This is a genomic window from Komagataeibacter medellinensis NBRC 3288, assembly GCF_000182745.2.
In the GTDB taxonomy this organism is placed as follows: domain Bacteria; phylum Pseudomonadota; class Alphaproteobacteria; order Acetobacterales; family Acetobacteraceae; genus Komagataeibacter; species Komagataeibacter medellinensis.
In genome coordinates this window covers 991,023-1,006,503 of the sequence record NC_016027.1, presented here as the reverse complement: position 1 = coordinate 1,006,503, position 15,481 = coordinate 991,023, and the positions used below count along the sequence as shown (strand labels likewise).

The following is a 15,481-nucleotide window of genomic DNA, read 5'->3' as shown; positions in this document are numbered from 1 at the left end:
GTTTAGGGTCCGCAGCGTTATCGGCTCCCTTATACTCAAGGTTCATACGGCTATGCGTCTGTCCCGCAGCTTTCTCCCCACTCTCAAGGAAAACCCGAGTGAAGCCCAGATCACCTCGCACCGGCTCATGCTGCGTGCGGGTATGATCCGGCAGACAGCGGCGGGAATTTATGCCTGGCTGCCAACGGGGCTGCGGGTCCTGCGCAATATCGCCAATATCGTCCGCCAGGAGCAGGATGCCATCGGCGCCCAGGAACTGCTCATGCCCACCATGCAGTCGGCTGATCTGTGGAAGCGTTCGGGCCGGTACGATGCCTATGGCCCCGAAATGCTGCGTATCCAGGACCGTCACGAGCGCGACATGCTGTTCGGCCCCACCAACGAGGAAATGGTGACCGACCTGTTTGGCCAGGCCATCAAGTCCTACAAGGAACTGCCGCAGGTGCTCTACCAGATCCAGTGGAAGTTCCGTGACGAGGTCCGCCCCCGCTTTGGCGTGATGCGCGGGCGCGAGTTCTACATGAAGGACGCCTACAGCTTCGATCTGGACCACGCGGCGGCGGTCGATACCTACCGGCGCATGATGCTGTCCTACCTGCGCACCTTCCAGCGCCTGGGCGTGCGCGCGATCCCCATGCGGGCCGATACCGGACCGATCGGTGGCGAGCTGAGCCATGAATTCCTGATCCTCGCCCCCACGGGGGAGAGCGGCGTGTTCTTTGACAGCGCGCTGGAGGAACAGGACTGGGTGGGCGAAAACATTGATGTGAATGACCGCGACGCGCTGGGGGCGTTCTTTACCCACCTGACCTCCTTCTACGCAGCAACAGACGAAATGCATGACGAGGCAGCATGGGCCAGCGTGCCAGCCGAACGCCGGCGCGAGGGCAGGGGCATCGAAGTCGGGCATATCTTCAACTTCGGGCGTAAATATACCCAGTCGATGGACATCGCGGTCAGCGGCCCCGATGGCGCGCCGCTGCACCCGGAGATGGGGTCGTATGGCATTGGTGTCTCCCGCCTTGTCGCGGCCATCATCGAGGCCAGCCATGATGAGAACGGCATCATCTGGCCGGAATCGGTAGCCCCCTTCCGCGCCGTCATCATCAACCTCAAAAATGGTGATACGCAGTGCGATGCCATCTGTGAGCAGCTTTATGCCGCAGCCCCCGGCCACCTGCTGTATGATGACCGTGCCGAGCGCGCGGGTGCCAAGTTTGCCGATGCCGACCTGCTGGGCCATCCGTGGCAGTTGATTGTCGGCCCGCGTGGTGCCAAGGAAGGCAAGGTCGAGGTCAAGAACCGCCGTACTGGCGAACGCACCGAAGAGACGGTGGAAGGGGCGTTAGCCCTTATCCAGAAAACGGGCTGCTGATGTTCGGTCCCTTCGAGCGGATGGTCGCCGGGCGTTACCTGCATGCCCGGCGCGGGGAGCGGTTCGTGTCCGTCATCGCGATCTTCTCGCTTGTGGGGATCGCGCTGGGGGTTGCGACCTTGATTATCGTGATGTCGGTCATGAACGGGTTCAAGGCCGACCTGCTGGGGCGCATCCTTGGCCTGAATGGTGATCTGAGCGTGTATGGCCTGACCCGCACCCTCACCGATTACGATGATGTGGCGGGCCGGGTGCGCAGGGTGCCCGGCGTGGTCTCGGCGGCCCCTCTGGTGGAATCGCAGGTACTGCTCAATTCTGGCAGCTACAACGCGGGCGGCCTTGTGCGCGGCATGACGCGCACCGACCTGCTCGACCTGCATGAGATCAGCACCAACCTTGTTGCGGGTTCGCTGGATGATTTTGGCGCCGATGACACCATAGTCGTTGGCACCACGCTGGCCGAGCGTGCGGGCCTGACCGTGGGGGGCAGGCTTACGCTCGTCTCGCCGCAGGGGGCGGCCACCGCGTTTGGCACCATGCCGCGCGTGCGGGCCTACCGCGTGGTGGCGATCTTTGATGCGGGCATGAATGAATACAATGCCAGCTATGTTTTCCTGCCGCTGCATGCAGCCCAGGTCTATTTCCAGATGCCGGGGCAGGTGACGCAGGTGCAGGTCATGACCCGCGATGCGGAAAATGTGATCCCGGTCCGTCAGGGGATCGAGAAGGCCATGGATGGCGAAGTCCGGGTCATGGACTGGACCCAGAGCAACAACGCCTTCTTTGGCGCGGTGCAGGTGGAACAGAACGTGATGTTCCTGATCCTGACGCTCATCATCCTTGTCGCCGCGTTCAACGTGATCTCATCGCTGATCATGATGGTGAAGGACAAGAGCGCCGATATTGCCGTGCTGCGTACGCTGGGGGCAACGCGCGGGGCGATCATGCGCATCTTCCTCATGTGCGGGGCCTCGGTGGGGGTGACGGGCACATTCGTGGGTACGGGGCTGGGCATCGTATTCTGCCTGAATATCGAGCATATCCGTCAGTTGCTTCAGCGCATTACCGGCACCGATCTGTTCAATTCCGAGGTCTATTACCTTGAACATCTGCCCTCCAAGCTGATCTGGTCGCAGGTCATTGAAGTGATTGTGATGGCGCTGGTGCTGTCGCTGCTCGCAACGCTCTATCCTTCATGGCGGGCAGCGAAAACCGATCCGGTGGAGGCCCTGCGCCATGAATGAGACCCAGAGTGCCGCACCGCTGCGCATGGATGGCGTGGCACGCCGCTACATAAGTGGCGAGGAAACGCTTGATGTGCTGCGCGGTGCTGACCTGACGCTCCACCCAGGCGAGATCGTGGCTCTTGTCGCCCCTTCGGGCACGGGCAAGTCCACGCTGCTGCATCTGGCGGGGCTGCTGGAAAAGCCCGATGCGGGCTGTGTCATGCTGGCGGGGCAGGATGCCGGTGCGCTGACGGATGCCCAGCGCACCCAGATCAGGCGTGAGCGGATCGGGTTTGTCTACCAGTTCCATCATCTGCTGGCCGAATTCACGGCGCGCGAGAATGTCATGCTGCCACAGATGATCGCGGGCGTCGCGCGCAAGGCGGCCCGTACGCGGGCGGATGAACTGCTGGCGACCTTTGGCCTTGCACACCGGCTGGATCACCTGCCGGGCAAGCTTTCGGGTGGGGAGAAGCAGCGCGTGGCCATTGCGCGCGCACTGGCCAACCGCCCGCAGGTGCTGCTGGCCGATGAACCGACGGGCAACCTGGATGTGCATACATCGGATGCCGTGTTCGACGCCCTGCTGCAAACCGTGCGCGCCCATGGCGTGGCCGCCCTGATCGCCACCCACAACATGGACCTTGCCCGTCGCATGGACCGCATTGTTACCCTGCGCGATGGGCTTGTGGTGGCACTGGCACCGGCTACCTGAAAAAACGACAGGAAGTTTTTGGTAAAGCTTTCTGCCAAAAAGCTTCGAAAGGTGCTGCCTTTTTAAAAAAAGACAGCACCCGGAAACTTTTATTGTTTTTCAGGGCTGGCAGGGTCTGCGCGGGGGCGTGCGAATCAGGTGCGGTGTGGGGTAGGATGCCCCCATGTCCCATGCCGATTTTGTCCACCTTCGGGTTCACTCCGCCTATTCCCTGAGCCAGGGGGCCATTCGCGTGCCCGAACTGGTGGCGCTAGCGCATGACATGCGCATGCCCGCCGTGGCCATAACCGATACCGGCAACATGTTCGGTGCGCTGGAGTTCTCGCAATACTGCGCCAAGAAGGGCGTGCAGCCCATCATTGGCTGCCAGCTTGGCCTGCCCGCGCGTAGCGACAAGCCCGGTATGCCCGCCGAACATGTAGCGCTGTTGGCGCGCAATGCGGAGGGACTGGCCAACCTGCAGTTCCTCTCTTCGGCCGGGTTCCTGCAGAACGTGACCGATGAGCCGACTGTCACGCTGGACCTTTTGTGCGAGCGTGCGGGCGGTCTGTTCCTGCTGACCGGCGGCAGCCGTGGCCCACTGTTCCACATGCTGGCGGAAGGGCAGGAGCGCGAGGCCACCCGCTTCATGGAGCGCCTGCACGAAGCCTATGGTCGCTACATGGCAGTCGAACTGCACCGCCACGGCCAGGCGGCCGAGCGCGCGGTGGAACCGGGCATGATTGCCATGGCCGACCGCATGGGCCTGCCGCTGGTGGCCACCAATGAATGTTTCTTCCCAAAACCGGATATGTACGAGGCGCATGACGCGCTGCTGTGCATAGCGCAGGGCCGGACCATGGCCGAGCGTGACCGCTGGCGCGTCACGCCGGAGCACTGGTTCAAGCCCGCCGAGGTCATGCGCGAACTGTTTGCCGACCTGCCCGAAGCCTGTGACAACACGCTGGAGATCGCGCGCCTGTGCGCGATCAAGGTCGAGACATGCAAGCCGCTGCTGCCCATGTGCCCCAAGGTACAGCCCGGCAAGACGGAAGATGAGACCCTGCGCAACATGGCGCAGACCGGCTTGGCCCACCGCCTGTCGCGCATGACAGTGGATGATGAGACGCGCCGGAAATACGAGGAACGACTGGCGTTTGAACTCGATATCATCGCGAACATGGGCTTTCCCGGCTATTTCATGATCGTGGCCGACTTCATCCAGTGGGCCAAGGAACATGATATCCCCGTAGGGCCGGGCCGTGGCTCGGGTGCGGGCTCGCTGGCGGCGTGGGCGCTGACCATTACCGATATCGACCCCATTCCCTTCAACCTGCTGTTCGAGCGGTTCTTGAACCCCGAACGCGTGTCAATGCCCGATTTCGACATCGATTTCTGTCAGGACCGGCGCGATGAGGTGATCCGCTACGTCCGCAATGAATATGGTGCGGACCGGGTGGCCCAGATCATCACGTTCGGTAAGCTGCAGGCGCGTGCCGCAGTGCGTGACGTGGGGCGCGTGCTGGGCCTGCCATTTGGCATGGTCAACCGCGTGGCCGAACTGATCCCCAACAACCCCGCTCAGCCCGTCACCTTGAAACAGGCGATCGAGGGGGAGCCGCGCCTGCAGGAAATGCGCGATGAGGATGAGGCCATCCGTCGGCTGATGGAAATCGGCCAGCAGCTTGAGGGGCTGTTCCGCCACGCCAGTACCCACGCCGCAGGTGTTGTGATCGGGGACCGCGAACTGGTGGAACTGGTGCCGCTGTACCGTGACCCCAAGAGCGACATGCTGGTTACGCAGTACAATATGAAGTTTGTGGAGCAGGCGGGGCTGGTCAAGTTCGACTTCCTTGGTCTGACCACGCTGACCATCCTGCAGCGCGCGGTGCAGTTCCTGCACGGCATGGGGGTGGAGGTGGACCTGTCCGTCCTGCCGCTGGATGACGCGCTGACCTACGAGATGCTGGCCCGCGGCGACACAGGCGGCGTGTTCCAGTTTGAAGGTGCGGGCATGCGCGACGTGCTCAAGCAGATGCGCCCGACCCGGCTGGAAGACCTGATTGCCGCCGTGGCGCTGTACCGCCCCGGCCCCATGGCCAACATTCCCGATTATTGCCGCCGTAAGCATGGCGAGGCATGGGAGCCGCCGCACGAGGAAATTCGCGATATCCTGGAAGAGACCTACGGCATCATGGTCTATCAGGAACAGGTCATGCAGATTGCCCAGAAAATGGCGGGCTACAGCCTGGGTGGGGCCGACCTGCTGCGGCGTGCCATGGGCAAGAAGATCCGTGCCGAGATGGACCGCCAGCGCGAAATCTTTACCGAAGGGGCAATGAAGCGCGGGATCGAGCGTGAAAAGGCTGCCGAGGTGTTCGACCTCATGGCCAAGTTTGCCGATTACGGGTTCAACAAATCCCATGCCGCAGCCTACGCGCTGGTTTCGTACCAGACGGCGTGGATGAAGGCGAACCACCCGGTGCCCTTTATTGCCGCGTGCATGTCGCTTGCGCGTGAAAAGACCGACAAGCTGGCCGGCCTGCGGCAGGAGGCCGACCGGCTGGGCATTCCTCTGCTGCCGCCCGACATCAATGCATCGGGTGCTGATTTTACCGTGGAAAAGATGCCCGATGGCAAGACCTACGGCATCCGTTACGCGCTGGCGGCGGTAAAAAAGGTGGGGCTGGGGGCCATGCAATCGCTGGTGGCGGTGCGCGGCGACCGGCCCTTTACCGACCTTGAGGACCTGGCCGCCCGTCTTGACCCCCGGCAGGTCAACAAGATGCAGCTTGAAAATCTGGCGCGCGCGGGTGCGTTCGACACCATTCTGCCCAACCGTGCCCGTGCCTGCGCCGCGGCCGAGACGGTTATGCGCCGTGCACAGGCCAATGCCCAGCAGGCGGCCAGTGGCCAGATCGGCCTGTTTGGCGGCGGTGGCGACGGGCCCGCCCAGCGCGAGCCGCTGCGCCTGCCGCGCGTGGCCGACTGGCCGGAGTTCGAGCGCCTGAACATGGAGGCTGACGCCATAGGCTTCCACCTGACCGGTCACCCGCTGGATTCCTACGGCCCGCTCATGCGCAGGCTGGGTGCGGTGCGGGCCACGGGGCTGGAGGCGGCGGCACAGGCGGGGATCGTGCGCGTCAAGATCGCGGGTTGCGTGGTGGATCGCAAGGAACGCCCCACGCGCACGGGCAACAAGATGGCGTGGGTGCGGCTGTCCGATGCATCGGGCGGGTGCGAGATCACGTTCTTTTCCGAAGTGCTGTCGCGGGCGCGTGAAATACTGGTGGCGGGTAATGCCGTGGTGGTAACGGCGGACCTGAAGCTGGAGGGCGAGGCCCTGCGCATTACCGCATCCGACGTGATGGAACTGGAACAGGCGGCCGCCGAGGCCGCAGCCGAGATGCGCATATGGTTCGACCGCGCGGAAGCACTGGAGCCGATCCGTGATGTGCTGCACGGCCACGGGGCAGGGCGGGGGCGGGTCATCTTGTTGCCGTCGGTTACGGAAACGCGGGATGTGGAACTGACTTTGGCCGAGCGCTACCGCGTGACCCCGCGCGTGGCCCAGATGATCAAGGCGATCGAAGGTGTTGGCAAGGTGGAGCAGTTCTGAGCACAGACACGCGCCCGTTGTTGCATGAAGCTTGCAAGTCCATGGCTGGGGTGTCATACGCATGGCCTGCGTTTTTTTCGTCCCTGTCTACGCCATGCCGGATACAGAATGGACCAGACCAAGCCCGAGACCAGCCTGTCGCACCAGACTGTCACCTTTCCCGATGGATTGCGCCTTGACTGCGGCTTCCACCTGGCGCCGGTGGATGTGGCGTACCGTACGTATGGTACCCTCTCACCCGCGCGCGATAACGCCATTGTGGTCTGTCATGCCCTGACGGGCGACCAGTATGTGGCCGACACCCACCCGCTGACTGGCAAGCCCGGTTGGTGGAGCCGCATGGTCGGGCCCGGCCTGCCTATTGATACGGATCGCTTTTTCGTAATCTGCGTCAACGTGCTGGGTGGCTGCATGGGTACGACCGGCCCGCGCAGCCTGCGTGTGCGCGAAGACGGGGCGACCGAGCCATGGGGCACCGACTTCCCCCCCATCACCATCCGCGACATGGTCCGTACCCAGAAACTGCTGGTGGAACACATGGGCATCGAACGCCTGCTGGCGGTGGTTGGCGGCTCCATGGGGGGCATGCAGGTGTTGGAATGGACCGCGACTTACCCCCAATGCGTGTTCGCGGCCATGCCGATCGCCACATCGCCCTTCCATTCCGCCCAGAACATCGCGTTCAATGAAGTCAGCCGGCAGGCCATCTTCGCCGATCCGCAATGGCATGGTGGCCGCTACTGGGAATGTAACGAGATCCCGGCCCGGGGCCTCGCGGTCGCGCGCATGATGGCGCACATCACCTATCTGTCCGAGGCCGCGCTGACCCGCAAGTTCGGCCGTCGCGTGCGTCATGCCGCCGGGCGCAGCGCAGCAGGGGAGCCGGGATCGCTGTTTGGTGAGATGTTCGAGGTGGAAAGCTACCTGCGCCACCAGGGTTCGACCTTTGTGCGGCGCTTTGATGCCAATTCCTACCTGACCATCACCCGTGCCATGGATTATTTCGACCTCGGTGCCGAGCATGAGGGGGACATGTCGCGCCCGTTCGCGGGCACGCGCACGCGGTTCTGCATTGTCTCGTTCTCGTCCGACTGGCTGTTCCCCACATCGCAGGCGCGCCTTGTGGCGCGCGCGCTCAACCGGGTGGCGGCCAACGTGTCCTTTGTCGAGATTGATAGCGACAAGGGTCATGACGCTTTCCTGCTCGATGAGCCGGATTTTGACCGAACCATCCGCGGTTTCCTGTGCGGGGCCGCCGAACATGCCGGGATTGCCTGACCATGCGGCTTGACCAGCGCCTGATTGCCGGGATGATCCGCCCCCGTACCCGCGTGCTCGATGTTGGCAGCGGGGATGGCGCGCTGCTGGACTACCTGTTCCGTACCAGTGGCTGCGATGCCCGTGGCATCGAGATCGACATGCGCGAGGTCACGCGCTCCGTCGCCCACGGCCTGCCGGTCATGCATGGCGATGCGGACCATGACCTGGTGCATTACCCCGACAATGCCTTTGATTACGTGGTCCTCCAGCGCACGTTGCAGGCGGTCGAGCGCCCGCGTGAGGTGCTGCGCCAGATGCTGCGCATCGGGCGGTATGCCATCGTGTCCTTCCCCAATTTCGGCCACTGGCGCCTGCGTGTGCAGATGCTCCTGCGCGGGCGCATGCCCATGACCAGCGTGTGGAGCACGCCGTGGTATGACACGCCCAACATCCACCCGTGCACCATCCTTGACTTCCTGACCCTGTGCCGTGACGAGGGGTACGTGGTCGAACAATGGATGGCCGTGGATGAGGACGGTGAGCGCGCACCGTGGCGGCGTTCGATCCGGCTGGCCAACCTGTTTGGCGAACAGGCGCTGTTCCTGCTGCGGCGCAAGGGAACGTAGCGTGGCGTGTTATAAAAGGCTTGCGGCCCCCCCGATAACGCGATAAAGCATCAGGCTCGGGAACGGACCGCGCCTGTTTCCTTGTGCTGGTTTGATTGCACGTGTCCTTGACGCGGGGGACACGACTGAAAGCAGACTGGACCGGCCTTTTATCCCTTACATCATATCCTTGCGACGACAGAACACGTGCCCCTGTGCATATAAGGGCCGGTTTCGGGTATGTCTGTCGGTTCGCTCTTTGGGCATGCAGTAAGCTGCAGGCCCCGCGGCCCTGTTTTTTCGCGCCAGGAGGCGCCATTCATGACAACGTTTGCCGATCTTCATCTTGCAGAGCCGCTGCTGCGTGCACTGGACGAGGAAGGCTACACCCAGCCCACCCCCATTCAGGCTGGCGCCATTCCCTACCTGCTGGAAGGGCGTGACCTGCTGGGTCTGGCACAGACCGGCACGGGCAAGACCGCGGCCTTCGCGCTGCCCATCCTTGACCGTCTTTTCCGTGAAAAGGGTCGTGCCCACCCCAAGGGCGCGCGCGCCCTGGTGCTCGCCCCCACCCGTGAACTGGCTTCCCAGATCGGGGAAAGCTTTGCATCCTATGCCCGTCACATGCGCTTCAGCCATGCCGTGGTGTTCGGTGGTGTGGGGCAGGGGCGCCAGATCGAGGCCCTGCGCCGTGGCGTGGACGTTCTGGTCGCAGCCCCCGGCCGCCTGCTGGACCTGATGGGTCAGGGGCATGTCGACCTGTCCGGGCTTGAGGTGCTGGTGCTTGATGAAGCCGACCGCATGCTCGACATGGGCTTCGTGCGCGATATCCGCAAAATTGTGGCAGCCCTGCCGACCGACCGGCAGACGCTGCTGTTCTCGGCCACCATGCCCAAGAGCATTTCCGACCTGGCGCATGGCCTGCTGCGTGACCCGGCTACCGTGCAGGTCACACCGCCATCCAGCACGGTGGACCGTATCCGCCAGGCAGTGATGTTTGTCGATACCGCCAACAAGCGCGAAGCCCTGAAGCTGCTGGTTGACTCCCCCAAGGTCGAGCGCGCCGTGGTGTTCACGCTGATGAAGCATGAAGCCAACAAGGTTGCTGCCTTCCTGAGTGAGCACGGCATTACGGCTGAAGCGATTCACGGCAACAAGTCACAGGGTGCGCGCGAGCGGGCCATGTCCGGCTTTCGCTCGGGTAATGTAAAGGTGCTGGTGGCGACTGATATCGCGGCCCGTGGCATTGACGTGGATGATGTGACCCACGTGTTTAACTACGATCTGCCCAACGTGCCCGAGAGCTACGTGCACCGCATTGGCCGTACCGCGCGTGCGGGGCGCGAGGGTTGGGCCGTATCGCTGTGCGATGCGGAACAGCGCGCCTGGCTGCGTGATATCGAGAAGAATATTGGCAAGGCCATCCCTGTGGTGTCCGAGCACCCGTATCATTCCGAAGCGGCAGAAAACTCCACCATGCGCCCGCCTGTGCTGGGTGGCGGTGGTCGGGGCCGTGGCGGCGGCGGTGGTCGGCCCGGTGGCGGCAGGCCCGGTGGTGGCGGTCGCCCGGCGGGTGGCGGTCGTCCGCCCGGCGGTGGCCGGGGTGGCCGCCCCGGTGGTGGCAGCCGCTCGGGCGGTGCGGGCCGTCGCGCGGTCTGATCTCCGCATGAATGCCTGCTCGCATCTGGCGAGCCGGATCTGACAGACAGAAGGCACCCGGGCGATGGCTCGGGTGCCTTTGTGTTTTCCTGGGCATGGTGCGCGGTTTAGCCTGCATCTCTTGCGACACCGGTCCGCTACATGGGGAGGGGTCTTATCTGCTGCATATTCCGCCGTGGTAAAAGGGCGATAAAGGGTATGTGGATACCCCTTTTTGCGCCCCGGTCTGAAAATGGATCGACCCGCCTGATAATGCCTTGCGGTTGGAGCATTCGCTCATCTAGTGTCGGCATCCATCAGGAAGGCAAGGGGGATAAAGGGCGTTCGGTCATACCGTTCATGATAGGGAACGAAAAACCATCCATGCGGCAGGCCCCACGGTACAAAGCCGCTGGTGTCACTGCCTGTATGCCTGTACGTATTGACGGGTTTTGATTCAGGTCAGTCTGGTTGTAGAAAAATGCTCAGGGAATTGTGGCTGAAGTGGGGCGGGAATGCGCTTGATACCACGCCGCGGCGGCAGGGCTGGCTTATCGCGCTGCTGATGATCGGGGGGGCCATACTCTGCCTGTCGGTGGGCAACATTACCCTTGCACCGGGCGAGCAGGCCTATATCTCGATCGGTACTGTCACGCTTTTCTTCATCCTCAACCGCAGGCCGGGGCGGCATGTCACCTGCATCCTCATGATGCTGTCGCTCTTTGTCTCTTTTCGCTACCTGATATGGCGGCTGGGCCGCACGGTGGAGTTCCATGGCCCGCTGCAGGTCGCCATGTCGCTTGCCCTGCTTGCAGCGGAAGGTTATGCGCTCTCCACCCTGTGCCTGAGCTATTTCCAGATGTCATGGCCGCTGGGCCGCAAGCCGCACTGCCTGCCCGACAACCCCGATGACTGGCCGGTTGTCGATGTGTATGTGCCCTCCTACAACGAGGATCTGGAACTGGTCCGCTCAACCGTGCTCGGCGCGATGGACCTGCACTGGCCGGCTGACAAGCTCAATGTCTATATCCTTGATGATGGGCGACGGAAGGCCTTCCGGGACTTTGCGGTCGAATCCGGTGCCGGCTACATCATCCGCGATGAAAACAATCACGCGAAGGCGGGTAACCTCAACCATGCCATGCGGATTACCAAGGGGGAGTTCGTGGTCATCTTTGACTGTGACCATGTGCCCACGCGCTCCTTTCTGATCAAGACCATTGGCTGGTTATGGGCCGATCCCAAGTTGGCCTTGTTGCAGACACCCCACCATTTCTATTCCCCCGATCCGTTCCAGCGCAATCTGGCCGCAGGCTACGATGTACCGCCTGAGGGCAACATGTTCTATGGCCTGGTGCAGGATGGGAATGATTTCTGGGATGCAACCTTCTTCTGCGGTTCGTGTGCCGCCATCCGCCGCTCCGCCCTGCTCAGCGTTGGCGGCTTTGCGACCGAAACGGTTACGGAAGATGCGCATACCGCGCTCAAGATGCAGCGCAAGGGCTGGGGCACTGCCTATCTGTGCCAGCCGCTGGCAGCAGGTCTTGCGACCGAACGGCTGATCCTGCATATCGGCCAGCGCGTGCGCTGGGCACGTGGTATGTTGCAGATCATGCGGGTGGACAACCCGTTGCTGGGGCGCGGGCTGCGCTGGGAGCAGCGGCTGTGCTACCTGTCGGCCATGTCGCATTTCCTGTTCGCCATCCCGCGCGTGACCTTTCTTGTCTCGCCGTTGGGGTTTCTGTTTTTCGGGCAGAACATCATCGCGGCCTCGCCCTTCGCCATCATGGTCTATGCGCTGCCCCACATCTTCCATTCCATCATGACCCTCTCGCGCATTGAGGGGCGGTGGCGCTATTCCTTCTGGAGCGAGATCTACGAGACATCGCTGGCGCTGTTTCTTATCCGCATCACCATCGTCACCCTGCTCCAGCCGCACAAGGGCAAGTTCAACGTGACCGACAAGGGCGGATTGCTGGCGCGGGGTTATTTTGATTTCAGCGCCGTCTACCCCAATGCAATCATGGCCCTGGTCCTGTTCGGGGGGCTGGTGCGCGGTTTGTGGGGCATGGTTTTCCAGTATCACCAGAAACTGGCGTTCCAGTCCTTTGCGCTCAATACGGTGTGGATTGCCATAAGTCTGATCGTGGTGCTGGCATCCATTGCTGTCGGGCGCGAGACGCGGCAGATCCGCCACAAGCCCCGCGTCCGGGTCCGGTTGCCCGTTGAGGTGTGCTTTGAGGATGGCAGGGTGTTCCAGGCCCATACCACCGATATTTCGCTTGGCGGTGCGGGCATCAATCTGCACCTGCCAGAACAGGTCGAGACCCCGGTGGATATCATCCTGCGCTACAGCAAGCCCGATGACGGGATTGAGGTGGCGGTGCCCGCGCGCATTCTTGGACAGCAGCGCGGTTCATGGCTGCACCTGCAATGGAAGCTTGATACCATGGAAGAGGAACGGGAGGTCGTCAGCCTGGTATTTGGGCGCAGCGATGCCTGGAATAACTGGTCGGATTTCAAGAATGACCGGCCATTGAACAGTATATATCAGGTAATTAAAAGTATAGGTGGCCTGTTTTCGCCGCCTTATCTGTGGAGCCTCCCGTCAAAGGGGCAGGAAGAAAGTGGCGAAAGCGTGCACGAGGAAGAAACGCTGGAAAAGAAAAGCCTGGTCATTCCACCCGTGCCCCGCAGGGTCGGGACTGGCCTCGTCATGCTGGTGGTGGGGGCAATGCTGGCGGTCTTTCCAGCGCGGGCGCAGATGCCCGCTGGTTACAGCCATACCGGCGTTTCGCATCTGACCCCGCTGGGGGATACGAATAGCGGGGACATTCCGCCCGCCACCGATATCCTGGACCAGAAACTGGCCGACCGGGTGGCCGATACCGAAATTACGCGCACCATCGCGTTCCGTGACCTCAACCCTTATCCGGGGCCGCTTACGTTGCGCGGCTTTTCTCCGTTGCAGGGTGTGGATGTGGTCGTGCCGGCCAATCGCGTAGTCACTCATGCCACGCTGAGTCTGGCTGGGGCGATTTCGCCCTCGCTCCTGCCTGAAGCCACGGCCATTACTGTCACGCTTAACGAGCAGTATGTGGGCACGATCCGCATAGACCCGGCCCATCCCACGTTCGGACCGCTGGAATTTACCATCGACCCCCTTTATTTTACTGGAGACAGCAAGCTCAACTTCCGCTTTGCCGGTGAATACAGGCGCGACTGCAACGACCTGTATAATGATGTAATGTGGGCGCAGATATCTGACCAGTCCACCATAACCTTGACCACAGCCCGCATTGAACCAGTACGGAGCCTGAGCAGGCTACCCACGCCCTTTTTCGATCCCAACCTGAAGGTTGCGATGCGGGTGCCCGTGGTGCTGCCTGGCAGTGCGATGGTGCCCGAGATCATGAGGGCGGGGGGGCTTGTGGCCTCCTGGTTTGGCAGGCTGGCCGATACGCGGCAGCTCACCTTTCCGGTTTCGCGCACGCTTCCCGATACGGGCAATGCGATCGAGATTGGAACCGGGCTTGCGCTGGATGATCACGGCACCCAGCCATCAGGCCCCACCTTGTCCGAGATTGCGAACCCGAACGACAAGTGGGGTACCATCCTGGTAGTAACCGGTCGCAACCCGGCCGAGGTGGAAGTCGCGGCCCGCAGGCTGGTTTTTTCTTCCGATACGTTGGGTGATCTGTCCAGCATGAAGGTGGAGGATGTGAGCCTGCGCCCGCGCGTGCCCTATGATGCGCCTTCCTTCATTCCGACGGATCGCCCCGTCCGCTTTGGTGAACTGGTCACGGCAGGGGACCTGCAGGCGGGCGGGTTCGCGTCCGATACGCTGCACCTGCCGTTTCATCTGGCACCGGACCTGTACACATGGCACAGGCTGCCATTCCTTATGGACCTGTGGGTAAGAGCGCCGGGCAACCCGGTCGTGGATATCGCGGCCTCGCGTCTTGATGTCAGTGTCAACAATACTTATGTCCAGAGCTATTCCCTGCTGAACAACAGCCTGTGGCACACCTGGTCCGAACGGATGGTAACCCAGCATGCGGGCGCGGTTGGTCATGTCACGGCCATCCCGCCATGGCTCCTGTTCGGACAGAACGAGTTGCAGTTCCAGTTCGATACCCGGCCTGTTGACCGCGGTGCGTGCCGCCGCACGCCCAGTTCCCTGCATCTGGAAATCGATTCCGATTCCGTGCTGGATTTCCGTCGTGGGGTGCATTTTACCGAACTGCCCAACCTGTCCTATTTTGCTGAAATCGGTTTTCCATTCTCCCGTATGGCGGATCTGGGGGAGACGACGATTGTACTGCCGCCCACCCCCGATACCGATACAATCGGGGCCTATCTTGATCTCATGGGTTTTTTCGGGTCGGTTACATGGTATCCGGTCTCAGGTATCCATTTTGCCACGACGGAAGACATTGCCCATGCCCCGCCGGAGGGCGACGTGATCCTGCTGGCACCAGTGGGACAATTGGGGGCGGGGGCCGCCCTGCTTTCGCGCTCGGCTTACCAGATTGACGACGGACATATCCGTGTTGGGCAGGAGACGGGCCTGCAGGGGATCTGGTACATATTTCAGGATCGTGACGGTGGTGGCCTGCGTAATGGTGTAAGCGCCAACCTGGATGCGCCGGTGCATAACGCGGCGCTGATGATCGGAAGCCAGTCCCCTTATGCAAACCACCGTTCCGTACTGGCCTTGCTGGGGGAGAATGGGGGTCGCATTCACGAACTGGTCGCCAGCCTGCATGATACCAAGGTGCTGCCCACCATACAGGGCGATCTTGTAATCAAGAATGGCGAGCGTTTTACCACCTATCGTACCGCACCCACCTATACCGTGGGGCACCTGCCATGGTGGATGTGGCTGGATTGGTTCCTGTCGCGGCATCCGTTGGTGATGTACATCCTGGGTGTCATAGGAGCCGCCATGATGGGTACCGGTGCGTGGCTATGGCTGCGTGCGCGTGCGCACCGCCGTGTAAAGGCCCAGGAGAAGCTGGATGAGGAAACGGCGCGGGAGGAAAAGCACTGACCCCCGCAGGC

Annotated in this window: 8 protein-coding genes; all 8 read left to right on the top strand. The window is 62.2% G+C overall.

Annotated features, from left to right (window positions below):
* The first annotated feature begins 52 nt into the window (after window positions 1-52).
* The 8 genes from proS to bcsA all read left to right on the top strand — a co-directional run bounded on the left by proS (window position 53) and on the right by bcsA (window position 15,470).
* Complete coding sequence (gene proS, locus GLX_RS04530; RefSeq protein ID WP_014104842.1) at window positions 53-1,375, top strand: proline--tRNA ligase; 1,323 nt, start codon at window positions 53-55, stop codon at window positions 1,373-1,375.
* Entirely contained in the window at window positions 1,375-2,619 is a 1,245-nt protein-coding gene (locus GLX_RS04525) for a lipoprotein-releasing ABC transporter permease subunit (protein ID WP_014104841.1), read from the top strand. Before proS ends, GLX_RS04525 begins: the two co-directional genes overlap by 1 nt.
* Window positions 2,612-3,316 carry an ABC transporter ATP-binding protein gene (locus GLX_RS04520; RefSeq protein WP_014104840.1) on the top strand — a complete coding sequence of 235 codons (705 nt, stop codon included), beginning with the start codon at window positions 2,612-2,614 and terminating at the stop codon, window positions 3,314-3,316. Before GLX_RS04525 ends, GLX_RS04520 begins: the two co-directional genes overlap by 8 nt.
* A gap of 163 nt (window positions 3,317-3,479) precedes the next feature.
* On the top strand, window positions 3,480-6,914 hold the full coding sequence (dnaE, locus tag GLX_RS04515) for a DNA polymerase III subunit alpha (RefSeq protein WP_014104839.1): 3,435 nt from the start codon (window positions 3,480-3,482) through the stop codon (window positions 6,912-6,914).
* 108 nt (window positions 6,915-7,022) lie between these two features.
* Complete coding sequence (gene metX / locus GLX_RS04510) at window positions 7,023-8,192, top strand: homoserine O-acetyltransferase MetX (protein ID WP_014104838.1); 1,170 nt, start codon at window positions 7,023-7,025, stop codon at window positions 8,190-8,192.
* A gap of 2 nt (window positions 8,193-8,194) precedes the next feature.
* A complete protein-coding gene (gene metW, locus GLX_RS04505) occupies window positions 8,195-8,800 on the top strand; it encodes a methionine biosynthesis protein MetW (protein ID WP_014104837.1) in 606 nt (201 codons plus the stop codon).
* 300 nt (window positions 8,801-9,100) lie between these two features.
* A complete protein-coding gene (locus tag GLX_RS04500; RefSeq protein WP_014104836.1) occupies window positions 9,101-10,438 on the top strand; it encodes a DEAD/DEAH box helicase in 1,338 nt (445 codons plus the stop codon).
* 460 nt (window positions 10,439-10,898) lie between these two features.
* Window positions 10,899-15,470, top strand: coding sequence for a UDP-forming cellulose synthase catalytic subunit (gene bcsA / locus GLX_RS04495; protein WP_014104835.1), 4,572 nt, complete (start codon window positions 10,899-10,901; stop codon window positions 15,468-15,470).
* The last annotated feature ends 11 nt before the right edge of the window (window positions 15,471-15,481 follow it).